Source organism: Ruegeria sp. HKCCA5929 (assembly GCF_013034525.1).
Classification (GTDB): Bacteria; Pseudomonadota; Alphaproteobacteria; order Rhodobacterales; family Rhodobacteraceae; genus Ruegeria.
The window spans coordinates 103,576-120,489 of the sequence record NZ_WQGE01000006.1; the positions used below are offsets into that span (position 1 = coordinate 103,576).

At 58.2% G+C, this 16,914-nt stretch carries 14 protein-coding genes; 8 read left to right on the top strand and 6 right to left on the bottom strand.

Translation table 11 applies throughout. The features are described from left to right. Positions 1 to 9: 9 nt before the first annotated feature. Complete coding sequence (gene gltX / locus GOV90_RS15145) at positions 10 to 1,335, bottom strand: glutamate--tRNA ligase (RefSeq protein ID WP_171093548.1); 1,326 nt, start codon at positions 1,333 to 1,335, stop codon at positions 10 to 12. A 141-nt stretch (positions 1,336 to 1,476) separates the two neighbouring features. Between gltX and GOV90_RS15150 the strand changes: the two genes are divergently transcribed. Continuing rightward, positions 1,477 to 2,409: an MBL fold metallo-hydrolase gene (locus GOV90_RS15150; RefSeq protein ID WP_171093550.1), complete on the top strand. Its 933-nt coding sequence runs from the start codon at positions 1,477 to 1,479 to the stop codon at positions 2,407 to 2,409. A gap of 4 nt (positions 2,410 to 2,413) precedes the next feature. On the opposite strand, the gene GOV90_RS15155 is transcribed toward GOV90_RS15150, so the two are convergent. The 3 genes from GOV90_RS15155 to GOV90_RS15165 form a co-directional block, all read right to left on the bottom strand. Next, entirely contained in the window at positions 2,414 to 3,745 is a 1,332-nt protein-coding gene (locus GOV90_RS15155) for an FAD-binding oxidoreductase (RefSeq protein WP_171093552.1), read from the bottom strand. A 138-nt stretch (positions 3,746 to 3,883) separates the two neighbouring features. Then, on the bottom strand, positions 3,884 to 4,108 hold the full coding sequence (locus GOV90_RS15160) for a hypothetical protein (protein ID WP_171093553.1): 225 nt from the start codon (positions 4,106 to 4,108) through the stop codon (positions 3,884 to 3,886). Between the two features lie 314 nt (positions 4,109 to 4,422). Then, positions 4,423 to 6,081: an NAD+ synthase gene (locus GOV90_RS15165; RefSeq protein ID WP_171093555.1), complete on the bottom strand. Its 1,659-nt coding sequence runs from the start codon at positions 6,079 to 6,081 to the stop codon at positions 4,423 to 4,425. Between the two features lie 154 nt (positions 6,082 to 6,235). Between GOV90_RS15165 and GOV90_RS15170 the strand changes: the two genes are divergently transcribed. Next, on the top strand, positions 6,236 to 7,717 hold the full coding sequence (locus tag GOV90_RS15170) for an MORN repeat-containing protein (protein ID WP_171093557.1): 1,482 nt from the start codon (positions 6,236 to 6,238) through the stop codon (positions 7,715 to 7,717). Positions 7,718 to 7,721: 4 nt separating this feature from the next. Here the strand turns inward: GOV90_RS15170 and GOV90_RS15175 are convergent, their stop codons facing one another. After that, on the bottom strand, positions 7,722 to 8,387 hold the full coding sequence (locus GOV90_RS15175) for an SDR family NAD(P)-dependent oxidoreductase (RefSeq protein ID WP_171093559.1): 666 nt from the start codon (positions 8,385 to 8,387) through the stop codon (positions 7,722 to 7,724). A 291-nt stretch (positions 8,388 to 8,678) separates the two neighbouring features. On the opposite strand from GOV90_RS15175, the gene GOV90_RS15180 reads away from it, so the two are divergent. Beyond that, a complete protein-coding gene (locus tag GOV90_RS15180; protein WP_171093561.1) occupies positions 8,679 to 10,247 on the top strand; it encodes a 2-isopropylmalate synthase in 1,569 nt (522 codons plus the stop codon). Between the two features lie 105 nt (positions 10,248 to 10,352). On the opposite strand, the gene GOV90_RS15185 is transcribed toward GOV90_RS15180, so the two are convergent. Beyond that, a complete protein-coding gene (locus GOV90_RS15185; RefSeq protein WP_171093563.1) occupies positions 10,353 to 11,138 on the bottom strand; it encodes a 23S rRNA (adenine(2030)-N(6))-methyltransferase RlmJ in 786 nt (261 codons plus the stop codon). A 155-nt stretch (positions 11,139 to 11,293) separates the two neighbouring features. Here GOV90_RS15185 and GOV90_RS15190 point away from each other — a divergent pair, with 155 nt between their 5' ends. Genes GOV90_RS15190 through rodA form a run of 5 tightly spaced genes read left to right on the top strand, consistent with a single transcriptional unit; the run spans position 11,294 to position 16,912 of the window. After that, complete coding sequence (locus GOV90_RS15190; protein WP_039523195.1) at positions 11,294 to 12,340, top strand: rod shape-determining protein; 1,047 nt, start codon at positions 11,294 to 11,296, stop codon at positions 12,338 to 12,340. 58 nt (positions 12,341 to 12,398) lie between these two features. After that, complete coding sequence (mreC, locus tag GOV90_RS15195) at positions 12,399 to 13,301, top strand: rod shape-determining protein MreC (protein ID WP_171093566.1); 903 nt, start codon at positions 12,399 to 12,401, stop codon at positions 13,299 to 13,301. After that, positions 13,294 to 13,830: a rod shape-determining protein MreD gene (locus GOV90_RS15200; protein ID WP_171093568.1), complete on the top strand. Its 537-nt coding sequence runs from the start codon at positions 13,294 to 13,296 to the stop codon at positions 13,828 to 13,830. Before mreC ends, GOV90_RS15200 begins: the two co-directional genes overlap by 8 nt. Continuing rightward, entirely contained in the window at positions 13,827 to 15,776 is a 1,950-nt protein-coding gene (mrdA, locus tag GOV90_RS15205) for a penicillin-binding protein 2 (protein ID WP_171093570.1), read from the top strand. Before GOV90_RS15200 ends, mrdA begins: the two co-directional genes overlap by 4 nt. Next, a complete protein-coding gene (rodA, locus tag GOV90_RS15210; RefSeq protein ID WP_171093572.1) occupies positions 15,773 to 16,912 on the top strand; it encodes a rod shape-determining protein RodA in 1,140 nt (379 codons plus the stop codon). Before mrdA ends, rodA begins: the two co-directional genes overlap by 4 nt. Positions 16,913 to 16,914 lie beyond the last annotated feature (2 nt).

The following is a 16,914-nucleotide window of genomic DNA, read 5'->3' on the forward strand; positions in this document are numbered from 1 at the left end:
ACGGGGCGTTCAGTCCCGTGCGCGGATCACTTGCAGCAAGGGCAGCAGCGCCGCCATCTCTGGGCCCCGTTCCATCCCGGTCAGGGCTTTGCGCAGCGGCATGAACAAGCCTTTGCCCTTGCGGCCTGTCGCCTCTTTCACCGCTTTGGTCCAAGTACCCCAGGTCTCGCCATCAAACGGGCCATCGGGCAACAAAGCGATCGCCTCGGCAATAAACTCGCTGTCTTCATCGGCGATTAAAGGCTCGGCCCCATCGCGGCACAGTTCCCACCAGCCTTTCAAATCGGCCAGAGTTGTGATGTTTTCGCGCGCCATGGCCCAGAAGGGTTCCGCCAAATCAGCCGGAACACCAGCATCCGCAACGGCGTCCGCCACATCAGCCAACGGCAGCGACTGCAGGTGTTTGGCCGTCAGCGGGAACAGGTCTTGTACATCGAACTTGGTCGGAGCTGCACCAAAACGGTTAATGTCGAACCCTTCGATCAATTCCGCCATGTCCGAGCGCAACTCAACCGGGTCAGATGACCCCAAACGCGCCATCAGGCTTAACAAGGCCATCGGCTGCACGCCCTGTTCGCGCAGGTCGCGCAACGCCAGCGTGCCCAAACGTTTCGAGAGAGCCTCACCTTGCGGGCCGGTCAGCAGCGAGTGGTGGGCAAAACGGGGGCACTGTCCGCCCAGCGCTTCGATGATCTGAATCTGCGTTGCAGTGTTGGTCACGTGGTCTGAGCCGCGTACAACGTCGGTTACACCCATTTCGGTATCGTCCACAACGGACGCAATTGTATAAAGCACCTGACCGTCACCGCGGATCAATACGGGGTCAGACACCGAAGCAGCATCAATCGAGATGTCGCCCAAAATGCCGTCATTCCATTCGATGCGCTCATGATCCAGCTTGAAGCGCCATACACCGTTGCCACGTTCGGCGCGCAGGGCGTCTTTCTCGGCATCTGACAGGTTCAGCGCGGCCCGGTCATAGACCGGTGGCTTGCCCATGTTCAGTTGCTTCTTGCGTTTCAGGTCCAACTCGGTCGGCGTCTCGAATGCCTCATAGAACCGACCCATTTCACGCAGCTTATCGGCGGCTTCGGCATATCGGTCCAGACGGTCCGACTGACGCTCGACCTTGTCCCAATGCAGACCCAGCCACTCCAGATCCTGCTTGATGGCATCGACATATTCTTCTTTCGAGCGCTCGGGGTCAGTATCGTCAATACGCAGGATGAATGTACCGCCAGCCTTGCGGGCGATCAGATAGTTCATCAGGGCGGTGCGCAGGTTGCCCACATGGATGTAACCGGTGGGCGACGGGGCGAAACGGGTGGTTGTCATGGATGTCTCCTGTTGGCGCGGCTCTTGTCACAGGATCGGCTATTTGTCCAGTCGGCAGACCTGTTCACAGCAACGTCAGGTGGCAAGTTCACGGACAGGACCTATCTAAAGAATTGCTGGCACAGACAGGGAGACCCCAAAATGACTATCAAACTGACCCGCCGGGCTGCACTTGGTGCGGCAGCGGCTTTACCTTTTGCCTCTGCCGCTACGCCAATTCTGGCTGCGGGAACTGAAACCAAAGCGAAATCAACCATCGCCAGATCGTTTGCTCTGGGTGATTTCACTGTCACCACATTGTTGGACGGCAGCGTCCCCCGTGATGACGCCAAAGCGCTGTTTGGCCAGGACGTGTCAGATGAAGATTTCGCAAAGGTATCCGCCGAAAACTTCATCTCACCCGACGTGGCGCAGTTCTTCTTCACCCCGACGCTGGTCAATACAGGATCCGAACTTGTTCTGTTTGACACTGGTTTGGGACAAGGCGGTATTCAGACAGCTTTGGCCGATGCGGGCGTCACGCCCGAGCAGATCGACGTGGTTGTTATCACTCATATGCACCCCGACCACATTGGCGGCATGACCACAAATGACGCGCCTACCTTCCCGAATGCACGCTATGTCACGGCATCGTCCGAATACGATTTCTGGTCCGGGATGGAAGCCGGAAACCGTGTCGGCGACATGGTCGCGGCCAAGGTCACACCATTGGCCGAAAAGATGACCTTTGTCGAGGACGGGGGTGAAGTGTCATCTGGCATCACAGCCATCGCTGCTTATGGACATACGCCGGGTCACACGGTTTTCCATCTGGAAAGCAACGGTCAGCGGCTGGTTCTGACGGCCGATCTGGCCAACCACTATGTCTGGTCTTTTGCGCACCCGGAATGGGGCTTTAGCTTTGACGCCGACAAAGAGGCTGCGACCGCATCGCGGCGCAACGTTCTGGGCATGCTGGCCGCAGACAAGGTGCCGATGATCGGCTATCACATGCCGTTTCCAGCTGCTGGCTTTGTTGAAACCCGTGGCGAAGGCTTCCGCTTTGTTCCGGTCAGCTATCAGATGATGGGCTAAGCCGTTAGTACCCCGGATCCGGTCGCACTTTCGAACCGTCGGTAAACCGCGACAGGCGAAACGCGGCCGGATCCACGCAAGGCGTCGTTTCAGCGACAAGATCGGCGATCAATCGCCCGGCACCTGGACCAATGCCAAATCCATGGCCTGAGAATCCGGTGCCAATGAAAAGACCCGGCAACTCATCCACACCTGAGATCACCGGAATGGCGTCAGGCGTAACGTCGATCATTCCGGCCCAACTTTGCACAACTTCGCTGTTAACCAGCGCCGGGAACCCCTTACAGGCGCGGCCCCAAGCGTGCCGCAACGTTTTCTGCGATGGCTCAGGGTCCAAAATTCGGCACTGCTCGAACGGCGTCACATCGGTGGGCAGCCAGCGCCGATCGTGTCGCGCTTCGATCGTCCAGCGTTTGGACAAGCGAAAACGCAGAGATTTCCACTCTTGCGCAAAGGCAGGAAGGAACTGCCTCGCAAGCCGGAAACTGTCGGGCACGATGTCCACTGTGTTTTCGTGGCCAGACGCAATGGTATAGCCGCCGTCAGCGCGCTTGCGGATGGCAAAATCGTCGGACCACAACGCGGGTCCAGGACCATCGTGCACGGGGGATGTGCGAAGGACCGTGTTCAAAACCTTGAGTTGCGGCAGTGCGACACCTGCGTTGCCTGCAAACAACCGCGACCAGGCCCCACCAGCCAGGACAACCCGGTCGCAGGCCACCTTTCCACGCTCTGTAAAGACACCCGCGACACGCCCCTCACGAGTATCCAAACTACGTACGGCGCATTGCGTCATGATCACTGCACCCCGGTTTCGTGCAGCCTCTGCAATGGCCGGAGCAGCCCATTGCGGCTCGGCCCGACCGTCCTGCGGCATGTAAAGCGCTGTTGTCAAACCTGTTTGGTGCCCCTGCAGCAAATCGGAAAGCTCTCCGCCGGACACTATCCTGGCCCCGGTCTGCAATCCCTCAACATGGCGCATCCACTTTTGCAGGTTGGCTGCGTCTCTTGCGCCAGAGGCCCCAAAAAGGATGCCGGATTGGGTATAGCCTGTTTCGCGCCCCAAACGCTCGTCCAGCGTTTGCCAGATGCGCAACGCCTCTTGCATAAGGGGAATTTCCCTTGGGTCTCGCATACCCAGACGCACCCAACCCCAATTGCGCGAACTCTGCTCTGCTGCAATCTGACCCTTTTCACACAAAAGAACAGAAGCGCCGCGTTCAGCCAACTCTAATGCTGTTGAAACGCCAATGATGCCACCGCCAATGACGACAACATCCACACGTTTGGGCAGGGCCAGATCAGATTCGACGGGGGTTGGTTTCGGTGCGGTCATCAACAGGTCTTACATCAGTCGCTTGGACCAGTATGGAGACCTGCCTACCGTGGATAAGCAATGTGAATTCCGAGCGCTCTTGCAGTATTTTCGACACCTGTGGCCCAGGTGCCGAAATCAGTGTCAGCAAAAAGCGTATTAAGCCGCGCCGGACAACTCTGCCCATTTCTGGCGCAGGATCGCAGACAGCCCGCTTTGCTTGCGCGCGGCCTGTGCAGTCACGTCTTTCTGAGGCAGCAATCTTGGAAACTCTGTGCGGAAATGGGCGGCGGCTTGCTCGTCCAATTCCCGCTGCTCGTCCAGCATATCGGCTATTGCTGCATCCAACTTTTCTTCATTCAGCTCCTGAGGCGGAGATTCCATCGTCCGCATTCGCATAGGAGCATGAAGCGAATTGTCATATTCCTTGTACATTTTACCACCACACCGTTCACTCAGACATCCAACCCGGGATGCGTCGCTCGTACCGCGAACCAATTTTACGCGTACAGATTAAATTGCGTCGCACCCGCCCCACATCGGGCAACTTCTAAGCAAAAATGTGGCAGAAAAATGTCACCGGAACAAGTCTGAGGCAGCTTTAAGTGCCTCAAATCGCACCCGATTTCCCACGATTTAAGAACAATCGACACACTTATGCACGACTGTTTCCGCGCAATCTAACCTTGCCGTGAAACTCAGGTCCGATCGCGCCAACGATTCACAATTGGATAGCGCCGATCCAGCCAGAACGCCCGCTTGCTGAGGCGCGTACCGGGTGCGGACTGGAACCGCTTGTATTCACTGATGTAAATCAGATGTTCGACCCGCCGGGCCTCGGCTTCGTCATACCCGGCAGCGACGCAGTCGGCGATTGAGCCATCCTGATCGACCAAAATCTCAAGGATACCGTCCAAAACCGGGTAGTCGGGCAAGCTGTCGCTGTCTTTCTGATCTTCCCGCAACTCGGCACTTGGCGGTTTGTCGATAACCGAAGGGCGGATCACCTCGCCGACTGGACCCATCATCCAGTCGCGATGATTGGCGTTGCGCCAACGGCAGGTTTCAAACACCCGGGTTTTGTACAGGTCCTTGATCGGATTATAGCCGCCGTTCATGTCGCCATAGATCGTGGCATAGCCCACCGCGACCTCGGACTTGTTGCCGGTGGTCAACAGCATTTCACCAAACTTGTTCGAGATCGCCATCAGCAGCAGCCCCCGCAGACGGGACTGAATGTTTTCCTCGGTCAGCCCTTCGTCCAGCCCCGCAAACAACGGCGCCAGAGTATTCGTGACTGCGGTACGGCCTTCGGAAATCGGCACAAAATCATAGTGCACGCCCAATGCCTTGGCGACGGCCTCGGCATCATCCAGCGAAGCCTGGCTGGTATATTCCGACGGCAACATCACGCAGCGCACGTTTTCGGCCCCGATGGCATCGACCGCGATGGCCGCAACCAACGCGGAATCGACCCCGCCAGAAAGACCAAGAAGCGCCTTCTTGAAACCCGTCTTGCCCATATAGTCGCGCAAAGACTGTACCATCGCGCGATAATCCTGCTCCCAAACATCAGGCTGAAGAACGATTTCGGCAGGCGCGATCAGCCAGCCATCGTCACCACGCTCAAGATCCACGTGTGAGACAGTTTCGTCAAAAACAGGCATCCGAAAGGCCAGCTCTCCACCCGGATTCAGGCCAAAGCTGGCTCCGTCAAAGACCTGATCGTCCTGCCCACCCACCATATTCAGGTAAATCAGTGGCAAACCCGTTTCGACAACACGCGCCACCATATGGTTCAGGCGCACGTCATACTTTTCGCGGAAATAGGGCGATCCGTTGGGGATCAGTAGAAACTCGGCCCCGGTTTCTTCAAGGGTTTCTGCCACGTCCGGGTGCCATCCATCCTCGCAGATCGGGCTGCCAATTCGGAAGTTCCCAACCGAATACGGCCCACCCAGCGGACCGGCATCGTACAGGCGCACTTCGTCAAAAACGGTTTCGTTCGGCAAATGATGTTTCAAGACCTTGCTGGTGATCCGCCCGTTTTTGAGGATCAGGTAGGCGTTGAACAACTTGTCCTCTTCCGCCCAAGGCGCGCCAATGGCAATCGCTGGTCCGTCTGCGCATGTTTTGGCCAAAACCTCAACCGCCGCCATGGCCGCACGGTGGAACACTGGCTTCTGGATCAGATCCTGCGTGTTGTACCCGGTGGTGAACATCTCGGGGAAGGCTACCAGATCAGCACCGGCTGCTTTGCCTTGCTCCCAAGCGGTAACCGCCTTGGCTGCATTGCCTTCAATGTCGCCCACAGTGGGGTTCAGTTGCGCCAGAGTGATACGGAAACGGTCGGCCATGCTGCCCTCTTGCCTCGTCAGTCCTATTGCCATTTAGCAGATCACCGCGCGAGTAAAAGGCCAATGCGGCAAAAGCCGTTGCCCTGCCCTCGACGGTATCTTAGTTTTGCCTCCAAAGATGCAACCAGCGATGACCCGGCAGGCAGGACCGAAAATGAACGTGATCCGATATTCGATTTTGGCAGCGGGGCTCAGTCTGTCCGCAGTGACGGCGTTTGCGCAGGACGGAACGGTCATCATCAAAGATGACGAGGTTGGCGGCGTCTATGAAGGCACCTATGAAAACGGTTTGCGCCACGGGACCGGAACCTACCGGCTGCCCAATGGGTTTGAATACACGGGCGAGTGGGTTGAAGGCGAGATTCAGGGCCAGGGCGTGACCCGCTATCCTGACGGGTCAATCTATGAAGGCAGTTTTTCCAAGGGCCAGCCCGAAGGGCGCGGCAAGATCGTCTATGCCAATGGCAGCAGCTATGACGGGGAATGGTCCAACGGGTCGATCAACGGCACAGGTGTTGCCGAATTCGCCAATGGCACGCGTTATGAAGGCGAGTTCAGGAATGCCCAGCGGCACGGCAAAGGCGTTCTGACTTTTCCCGACGGATACATCTATGATGGCGACTGGGTTGATGGACAGCGGCAAGGTAAGGCCAAGATTACCTATGCGGATGGCAGTGTGTATGGAGGCGACGTCAGCGCAGGATTACGCGACGGCACGGGCAAGCAAACCATGCCCGACGGTATGATCTATTCCGGTGAATGGGCGCAGGATCAGATCACCGGCACCGGTCGTCTGACCTATGCCAATGGCGATGTCTATGAGGGTGAACTGGTAGAAGGGCGCCGTCAGGGCAAAGGCAAAGTGACCCATGCGCAAGGCGACGTGTACGAGGGCGACTTTGTCGATGATCGCCGCCAGGGCAAGGGCACGTTCACCGGCACGGACGGCTTTGTGTATACCGGCGACTGGAACCAGGGACAGATCGAAGGTCTGGGAGAGCTGACTTATCCCGATGGCTCGGTTTATGTCGGCGATTTTGTTGCCGATCTGGCCGAGGGGACGGGCCGCATCACCTATCCTGATGGGTCAACCTATGAAGGTGATTGGATCGCTGGCGTGATCGAGGGTCAGGGCACAGCCACGTATGCCAACGGAATGATCTACAAAGGCCAGTTCAAGAACGCGCAAAGCCATGGCAAGGGCGTCGTGACGCGCGCGGACGGCTCGGTCTATGACGGCGACTGGGTTGATGGCGTTCGCCAAGGCAAGGGCAAAGCGACCTATTCCGACGGGACCGTCTATACTGGCGATTTTCTGAACGGAAAACGGCATGGCGCTGGGGAAATCGTGACCCCCGCTGGGTTCAAATACGTGGGCGACTGGACCGAAGGCAAGATCGAAGGCGTGGGCGTTGCTACCTATTCGAACGGCGATGTGTACGAAGGCAACTTTGTCGACAATAAACGGCAGGGCAGCGGAACGATGCGCTATGCCAACGGGCAGGAAGAAACCGGTATTTGGGAAAACGGAGTCTTGCCGGGCCGGGCCTCTGACCAGCAAAGCGAGTCAGACACCCCGGATCCACAGCCTGCGCCAGACGATCAGGCCGAAACGCCAGAAGCCTCCGACGGGTAAACCCTCACCACGGAACGGGTTGCCCGGCCCAATCAAAGAAACCGCCGGTGTCCGCTGGTGTAAGTCCATTGATCACGGATACCAGGTTTTGGGCGGCATCCTCAGGCTCGACGGCTGGATGACGGTTCAAGTATTTCTGTGTGAACGCAGTTTTCACGGTTCCCGGATGCAAGGCGACACAAATCGCCTGTTTATGCGTCCGCGACAGTTCGATGGCCGAGGTATGGACAACTTGATTGACCGCAGCCTTGGCGGCCCGGTAGCTGATCCAGCCCCCCATCCGATTGTCCCCGATGGATCCCACACGCGCTGAAAGAACCGCAAAAACCGACCGCCTCTTGCGGGGCAAAAGCCTGCGCGCTCGGCTCAGCACCAAAGCCGGACCTACCGCGTTGAGCGCAAACTGATCCATCATCGCCTTGGCTGAAACCGCGCGAATTGTCTTTTCCGGTGCAGCCCCCTCGATCTCCAACGCCCCGGACGCGACGAGAATCAAGTCAAACGGATCAGGCAACCCGTCCAGCAACAGCAATGCCCGGTCGGGATCAGTCAGATCAAACTCGTCCAATGACCGCGACAAGCCCGTTACCGAGACACCCTGCCTTTCCAAGGTGTTACAAACTGCAGCGCCAATTCCGCCCGAGGCTCCGATGATCAATGCTGTTTTCATCTGCATCCAGCTAGCTGCGCAGAGGTCACAATCAAGTTGGTTTGGAATTAGAAAGCCAGCGCGGTACCCCTTTGTCGCAAATTGGTCTTTTCATTCCCGGCGGGCTCTGTATAACCTCAATCCCATGATCAACCATGCAGATATCCTTTGTGCCGACACCGCCCTGCGCGGTGCATCTCTGCGTGGCCTACTGATCCTAATCCGCCTCTGAGCGTGCCATCCGGCGCGCCCGCTCAGAGGAGGACGCCAGCGCGCCAAGAAGGCTTTAGGACAGACAAGAAAGAGATTCCCATGACCAACGTGACCGACCAAGACCGCGTCTTGATCTTCGATACCACTTTGCGCGACGGCGAGCAGAGCCCCGGCGCGACCATGACCCATGACGAAAAGCTGGAGATTGCCGAGCTGCTGGACGAGATGGGCGTCGACATCATCGAAGCCGGTTTCCCAATCGCATCCGAGGGCGACTTCAAGGCCGTTTCCGAGATCGCGCAACGTTCTAAAAACAGCCGCATCTGCGGTCTGGCCCGGGCAAACTTCGCCGACATTGACCGCTGCTGGGAGGCCGTGAAACACGCCGAACAAAACCGGATCCACACGTTTATCGGCACCTCTCCACTGCACCGCGCCATTCCGAACCTGACCATGGATGAAATGGCCGACAAGATCCACGAAACGGTTAGCCATGCGCGTAATCTGTGCGAGAACGTACAGTGGTCGCCTATGGATGCGACGCGGACCGAGTGGGATTATCTGTGCCGCGTAATCGAGATTGCGATCAAAGCCGGGGCAACCACGATCAACATCCCTGACACCGTGGGATACACCGCACCGGTCGAAAGCGCTGACCTGATCAAACGCCTGATCGAAACGGTTCCGGGCGCGGATGAGGTGATCTTCGCCACCCACTGCCACAACGACCTTGGCATGGCGACCGCGAACTCGCTGGCGGCCGTTGCGGGTGGGGCGCGCCAGATTGAATGTACCATCAACGGGTTGGGCGAACGTGCAGGCAACACAGCGCTGGAAGAAGTTGTCATGGCGCTGCGCACCCGCAATGACATCATGCCTTGGCGCACCGGCATCGACACCACCAAGATCATGCACATCTCACGCAGGGTGGCGACAGTGTCGGGGTTCAACGTGCAGTTCAACAAGGCCATCGTTGGCAAGAACGCCTTTGCCCATGAAAGCGGCATCCATCAGGACGGGATGCTCAAGAACCGCGAAAACTTCGAAATCATGCGCCCAGAGGATATTGGCCTGTCCGGTACTTCTCTGCCGTTGGGTAAACACTCGGGCCGCGCGGCCCTGCGCGACAAGCTTGAGACTTTGGGTTTTGAGGTCGGTGACAACCAGTTGCGCGACATTTTCGTGCGGTTCAAGGATCTGGCCGACCGCAAGAAAGAGGTTTTCGACGACGACCTCATCGCCTTGATGACCATGGATGAGCACGATGACTACCTGCAGCTTGTCTCGATGAAAGTGACCTGCGGCACAGGTGGTCAGGCAGAATCCACGGTCGAGTTGGAAATGGACGGCAAAGACGTTATCGCCACTGAACATGGTGACGGACCAGTGGACGCGACCTTTAAAGCGATCCGGGCAATCTATCCCAACACAGCCCGCCTTCAATTGTATCAGGTTCACGCTGTCACCGAAGGCACCGATGCACAGGCCACCGTTTCAGTTCGCCTGAGCGAGGACGGTATGATTGCAACCGGTCAATCTGCGAACACGGATACGGTTGTGGCCTCTGCCAAAGCCTATATCCACGCGCTGAACCGCCTGATCGTACGGCGTGAGAAAGCGGGTCCCGGTGCTGATACGCGTGAGATCAGCTATAAAGACCTGACCTGAACGGCCCAAGGGCTCCCGCACCCGCGGCGGCCCGGCTTCGCCGTCCCTTCTTGGGTTTTGGGCCCGGCAGCGCGCTTAGAGCGCGCTGCCGGGCCCAACTTCTTTTCAAAGCTGGTCAAACAAAGCGGACAGGCGCTCCATTTCGTCTTCGATGCCAAACGGGGCGTTGATGATGAACATGCCGGAGCCGACCATCCGGTGGCCTTCACGAACCGGGGGGAACGTCACCTCGTGACAGACAGCTTTGGGCAAGTTTTGCGACTTCAAAGCACGGACCATGGCCTGGTGGCGCTTGTCCGAGAGGATTGGGTACCACAGCGCGATGACGCCAACGTTCCATTTGCGGTGCAGCTTGGCGATGATGCCGGGCAGGCGGTCATAATCGGTTTTCACCTCATAGCTCGGATCGATCAGCAGCATCCCCCTGCGTGGTGTGGGCGGAAGCAAGGATTGCGCCAGCGCAAAACCGTCTTGCTGGTAAACCTTGGCCCCATAGGGCGACATGGCCAAGGCCAGAGCGGCATGTTCTTGTGGGTGAAGTTCCGCAAAATGCAAACTGTCCTGATCCCGCAGCAGATTGGCCGCAACAAGGGGTGAGCCCGGATAGGCAGCATTGCCGTGACGATTTTGAACGCTTTCCAAAACTTGCGCCATTGGATGATCAGGTCCGAACCACCCTTCCTGCTGCGCCCGCTTAATCCCCGCTGCGGCTTCTCCGGTGCGCACGGCCTCCTCGGCATCCAGCTTGTACAACCCTCGACCGGAATGCGTTTCGACATAGCTGAGCGGCTTGTCCTTGCGTGTCAGATAATTCAGCACCCAGGCCAACAATGCGTGCTTTTGGACATCAGCCAGATTACCGGCGTGGTAAATGTGTTGATAAGAGAGCATTTTGCCTTCTAAAGTCCCAATCAATAAGGCGGAAAGGTGCAGATTGTCGCGGAATCAGCCCTTTTACCGGGCGTGATGGCACCCTATAAGTCATCCGTCCCGGAACCGTCGAGTCGCGGGCAGTTGAAAAACCGACATACAGGATCAGGGGAAACATGGGGATCTTTGGCAATCTGGGCGGCCTGTTCACAGCGGACATGGCTATCGACCTTGGAACAGCAAACACGCTGGTTTACGTCAAGGGGCGCGGTGTCATCCTGTCTGAACCCTCGGTGGTTGCCTATCACGTCAAGGACGGTGTGAAAAAGGTTCTCGCTGTCGGCGAAGACGCCAAGCTGATGCTGGGCCGGACCCCCGGTTCAATCGAAGCCATCCGCCCGATGCGCGAAGGTGTGATCGCGGATTTCGACACCGCCGAGGAAATGATCAAGCATTTCATCCGCAAGGTGCACAAACGCTCGACCTTCTCAAAACCCAAGATCATCGTCTGCGTACCTCACGGTGCGACCCCAGTCGAAAAACGCGCAATCCGTCAATCGGTTCTGTCCGCCGGCGCGCGCCGTGCGGGCCTGATCGCAGAACCGATTGCAGCCGCGATTGGCGCCGGGATGCCGATCACCGACCCGACCGGCAACATGGTCGTCGACATTGGCGGCGGCACAACCGAGGTTGCAGTTCTGTCGCTGGGCGACATCGTGTACGCTCGCTCGGTCCGCGTTGGTGGCGACCGGATGGACGAAGCCATCATTTCGTATTTGCGTCGTCAACAGAACCTGTTGGTCGGCGAATCCACGGCTGAACGGATCAAGACCACCATCGGCACCGCCCGTATGCCCGACGATGGCCGTGGTCAGTCGATGCACATCCGTGGGCGTGATCTGCTAAATGGTGTGCCCAAGGAAATCGAGATCAGCCAGGCTCAGGTGGCCGAAGCGCTCTCGGAACCCGTGCAGCAGATTTGCGAGGCGGTTATGACCGCTCTGGAAACCACCCCGCCCGATCTGGCGGCGGATATTGTGGACCGGGGCGTGATGCTAACCGGCGGAGGTGCGCTTCTCGGTGATCTGGATCTGGCCCTGCGCGAACAGACCGGTCTGGCCGTGTCGATTGCCGACGAAAGCCTGAATTGTGTGGCTTTGGGCACCGGCAAGGCGCTAGAATATGAAAAACAGCTGCGCCACGCGATTGACTACGAGAGCTGAGGCGCGCACCTTTTAGGGGCAGTCTGAATTCGGCACGAGCAGCACGGGAAGGTAACCTGTGGCAAAAGACCGATCACAGCGCGATGACTACACTACCCCCTTGCGTCGTTTGTTGCTGGGGATCGTGATCCTTTGTCTGTTGGGAATCTTCCTGATCTGGCGCATCGATAGCCCGCGCGTGGAACGGTTTCGCGCGCAAGTGGTGGATGCTGTTGTACCCTCGATGGAATGGGCCATGGTGCCTGTGACTGCGACAGTCAACCTTGTTCGTGACTTCCAAAGCTATCAGCGCCTGAGCGAGCAAAACCGCGAACTGCGCAGCGAACTTCGCCTAATGCGCGCCTGGAAAGAAGCGGCACTGCAACTGGAGCAGGAAAACGCGCGTTTGTTGGATCTCAACAACGTACGTCTTGATCCGCGCCTGACTTATATCACCGGTGTTGTGACGGCCGACAGCGGCTCACCTTTCCGGCAATCCGTTCTGCTGAATGTGGGCGAACGCGACGGCATCGTCGATGGATGGGCCACGATGGACGGCATCGGCCTTGTCGGACGGATCTCGGGCGTTGGTTCAGATACAGCCCGCGTCATTCTGGTGACAGATGCCACAAGCGCGATACCGGCTACCATCCAGCCCTCGGGCCAAACCGCGCTGATCAAAGGGGACAACACGTCGGCACCGGTTGTCGAATTCCTTGAAAGCCGTGAACTGGTCCGTCCCGGCGACCGGGTTATTACATCAGGTGACGGTGGCGTTTTCCCGGCTGGTTTGCTGATCGGCCAGATCGCAACGGATCCGGGCGGCCGGTTGCGGGTGCGTCTGTCCGCTGATTTCGAACGGCTGGAGTTTCTGCGCGTTCTACGCTTCAACTCGGCCCCGATCATTCGGGACCCAGGCGGTATAGTCGGCCCAACCCGGCCCGAAGCCGCCCTGTCGCCTGAAGAGCTTAGTGATGGATAAGTCTGCCTCGCATAACTGGGCGATGCGCGGTCTCTACACAGCGCTGGCATTTGGTGTGCTGTTCCTGCATTTGTTGCCGCTGGATGCACAACCAGATCGCTGGCCTTTTCCCGACGTTCTGATTGCCCTGACTTTCGCTTGGGTGTTGCGTCGCCCTGACTATGTTCCGACCTTGCTTGTGGCTGTCGTGATGCTGATGGCCGACCTTCTTCTGCAACGCCCACCGGGCCTTTTGGCGGCACTGGTTGTCTTTGGATCAGCCTATCTGCGTTCGGCGGCACCGGGTATGAAAGATGCCGGTTTCGTCGGAGAATGGATGTCGGTGGGCGTGGTTATTGCGGGTGTGTTTTTCGCAAACAGGATCATTCTTTCAATCTTGTCTGTGCAACAGGCCGCTTTGTTGCCTGTCATGATCCAGCTCGTGCTGACAATTGCCTGCTATCCGGTCATCGTTGCACTGAGCCAAAGCGTGTTCGGTGTCCGTCGCATGACCGTTTCTGATACCGGCGCGGTAGGAGGTCGGGCATGAAGCCGCGCAAGCCCAAATCACAAGGCCTGGCCTATAAACGCTTGCCACGGCGAGCACTGTTGTTGGGCGGCCTGCAGGCCGCCTTCATTGGTGGGCTGGCGGCACGTATGCGGTTCATGCAGGTGGATCAGGCCGATGAGTATCGCCTGTTGGCGGAAGAAAACCGCATCAACATCCGCCTGATCCCCCCAAATCGCGGACGGATCTATGACCGCAACGGGCAGATCATTGGCCAGAACTCTCCATCCTACCGTATCGTCATTGTGCGCGAAGATGCCGGCGATGTGGATCAGGTGATCGGAAAACTGTCAGAACTGATCCCTCTGAACGATGATGAAATCGAACGCGCCCGGACCGAGATGCGCCGCTCGGCCCCGTTCCTGCCGGTCACGCTGGCCGATCAGGTCACGTGGGAGGACATATCGAAAGTTGCCGTCAATGCCCCCGCCTTGCCGGGTGTCACACCCGAAGTGGGTCTGACGCGGCAATATCCACGCTATGAAGACTTTGCTCATATCGTGGGCTACGTCGGACCGGTCAGTGACTACGACCTCAGCCAGATCGAAGACCCTGAACCCGTTCTGCGAATCCCCCGGTTTCAGATCGGCAAAGTGGGTCTTGAGGCAAAACAGGAAATCTCATTGCGCGGCAAGGCCGGTGCAAAGCGTGTCGAAGTCAACGCGACCGGCCGTGTCATGCGCGAGCTGGACCGACAGGAAGGCCAGCCCGGGGCCGACTTGCAGCTGTCCGTTGACGCGGACCTGCAACAATACGCACAGGCCCGGTTGGCTGGCGAAAGCGCCGCTGCCGTAGTCATCGATTGTGAAACCGGTGACCTGCGCGCGATGGCCTCGGCCCCCAGTTTCGATCCCAACCTGTTTGTGCGTGGTATCTCGGTCGCAGATTACCGGATGCTGACGCAAGATAAGTACCGCCCGCTGGCAAATAAGACAGTTCAGGGTACTTACCCTCCGGGTTCGACCTTTAAAATGGTTACGGCGTTGGCAGCGCTTGAGGCCGGAGTCGTCGGCCCCGGAAACACCGTTTACTGCCCCGGCCATCTGAAAGTCGGCAGCCGTCGCTTCCACTGCTGGAAGCGTGGCGGCCATGGCATGGTGGACCTCAACACTTCACTGAAACGCAGTTGCGACGTGTACTACTACGACGTGGCGATAAAGGTCGGCATCGACAGAATCTCTGAGATGGCCAACACGCTTGGACTGGGCATCAAGCATGAAATTCCTATGTCCGCTGTACGCGCTGGACTGGCGCCCAATCAGGAATGGAAACAAAGGATCCACGGCGAAGAATGGCTAATCGGCGACACCGCAAACGCCTCCATCGGACAAGGCTTTATGTTGGCCTCGCCCATGCAATTGGCTGTCATGACCGCGCGGATCGCCACTGGCCGTGCGGTTTCGCCTCGTCTGGTGCGGTCGATCAACGGGGTTGAACAGCCCAGCGGCGCGGGGGAACCGCTTGAGATCAGTCCCGCCAATCTCAAGTATATCCGCGAAGCGATGTGGTCTGTTTCAAACGACCGTCGCGGCACGGCCTATCGTAGCCGTATTATTGCGGAAGATTTCCGCATGGCGGGTAAAACCGGCACCAGCCAGGTACGAAATATCACCAAGGCCGAACGTGCAGCAGGCGTGATCCGGAACGAAGACTTACCCTGGGAACGCCGCGACCACGCGTTGTTCGTCAGCTTTGCCCCGTATGACAAACCCAAATACGCGATTGCCGTCGTGGTCGAGCATGGCGGCGGGGGGTCCAAGGCCGCAGCCCCGGTGGCGCGGGACATCATGCTTCAGGCCCTTTATAACGGCACACCACCGCTCGACGCGTATCCGGTCGGCGACCGTGACCGTATCAAGGAACAGCAAAAACGGCTTGAGGGCGACCGTCGCCCCAAAGCGCGTCCTGACGGAAAGGACCGCGCATGAGCTATCTTGAGTACGCGGTCAAATCCACGCCATCTGGATTTCGCAAATTCCTGTACATGAACTGGCCGCTGACCCTGCTGCTGATCAGCACGGCCAGCGCTGGATTCCTGATGTTGTATTCGGTTGCGGGTGGTTCGTGGACGCCTTGGGCCGAGCCGCAGATGGAACGGTTCGGTCTTGGCCTGACTGCAATGTTCATCATTGCACTGGTGCCAATCTGGTTCTGGCGCAACATGTCCGTTCTGGCCTATCTGGGCTCGGTCGCGTTGCTGGTGTTTGTCGAGCTATTCGGCACTATCGGCATGGGCGCGCAGCGCTGGATAGACCTTGGCTTCATGCGCCTGCAACCCTCAGAGGTCATGAAGGTCGCGCTGGTCATGGTCCTGGCGGCCTATTACGACTGGCTGCCATCCCACAAGACGTCCCGACCGCTATGGGTCTTTATTCCGGTGGCCCTGATCATATTGCCTACCCTGCTGGTTCTGAAACAACCCGATCTGGGCACGTCGATCCTGTTGTTGGCGGCAGGCGGCGGCTTGATGTTCCTCGCAGGCGTCCACTGGGCGTATTTTGCGGCTGTTATCGCTGCGGTGGTAGGTTTGATCGCCGCTGTGTTCAACAGCCGCGGGACCGAATGGCAATTGCTCAAGGACTATCAGTTCCGCCGGATTGACACTTTTCTGGACCCTTCGACCGACCCACTTGGGGCCGGGTATCACATCACCCAGTCCAAGATCGCCCTTGGGTCCGGGGGCTGGAATGGACGTGGGTTCATGCAAGGGACACAGTCCCGGTTGAACTTCCTGCCTGAAAAGCACACCGACTTCATTTTCACGACGCTGGCGGAAGAGTTCGGCTTTGTCGGCGGCATCACCCTGTTAATCCTGTACGCGCTGATCCTTGTGTTCTGCATGGTTACAGCGCTTGCGACCAAGGATCGGTTTTCTTCGCTGGTCACTCTGGGCATTGCGCTGAACTTTTTCCTGTTCTTCGCCGTCAATATGTCGATGGTGATGGGCATGGCGCCGGTCGTTGGTGTGCCGCTGCCAATGGTCAGCTATGGCGGCTCGGCCATGTTGGTGCTGATGGCCGCATTTGGCATCGTCCAAAGCGCACATATCCACCGCCCCCGTTGATC

Coding starts and splice junctions, on each gene's coding strand:
- GOV90_RS15190 (WP_039523195.1), top strand. CDS start 11,294: ATGGGGATCTTTGGCAATCTGGGCGGCCTGTTCACAGCGGACATGGCT.
- GOV90_RS15200 (WP_171093568.1), top strand. CDS start 13,294: ATGGATAAGTCTGCCTCGCATAACTGGGCGATGCGCGGTCTCTACACA.
- GOV90_RS15185 (WP_171093563.1), bottom strand. CDS start 11,138: ATGCTCTCTTATCAACACATTTACCACGCCGGTAATCTGGCTGATGTC.
- GOV90_RS15160 (WP_171093553.1), bottom strand. CDS start 4,108: ATGGAATCTCCGCCTCAGGAGCTGAATGAAGAAAAGTTGGATGCAGCA.
- GOV90_RS15165 (WP_171093555.1), bottom strand. CDS start 6,081: ATGGCCGACCGTTTCCGTATCACTCTGGCGCAACTGAACCCCACTGTG.
- GOV90_RS15155 (WP_171093552.1), bottom strand. CDS start 3,745: ATGACCGCACCGAAACCAACCCCCGTCGAATCTGATCTGGCCCTGCCC.
- gltX (WP_171093548.1), bottom strand. CDS start 1,335: ATGACAACCACCCGTTTCGCCCCGTCGCCCACCGGTTACATCCATGTG.
- GOV90_RS15150 (WP_171093550.1), top strand. CDS start 1,477: ATGACTATCAAACTGACCCGCCGGGCTGCACTTGGTGCGGCAGCGGCT.
- GOV90_RS15170 (WP_171093557.1), top strand. CDS start 6,236: ATGAACGTGATCCGATATTCGATTTTGGCAGCGGGGCTCAGTCTGTCC.
- mrdA (WP_171093570.1), top strand. CDS start 13,827: ATGAAGCCGCGCAAGCCCAAATCACAAGGCCTGGCCTATAAACGCTTG.
- GOV90_RS15180 (WP_171093561.1), top strand. CDS start 8,679: ATGACCAACGTGACCGACCAAGACCGCGTCTTGATCTTCGATACCACT.
- rodA (WP_171093572.1), top strand. CDS start 15,773: ATGAGCTATCTTGAGTACGCGGTCAAATCCACGCCATCTGGATTTCGC.
- GOV90_RS15175 (WP_171093559.1), bottom strand. CDS start 8,387: ATGAAAACAGCATTGATCATCGGAGCCTCGGGCGGAATTGGCGCTGCA.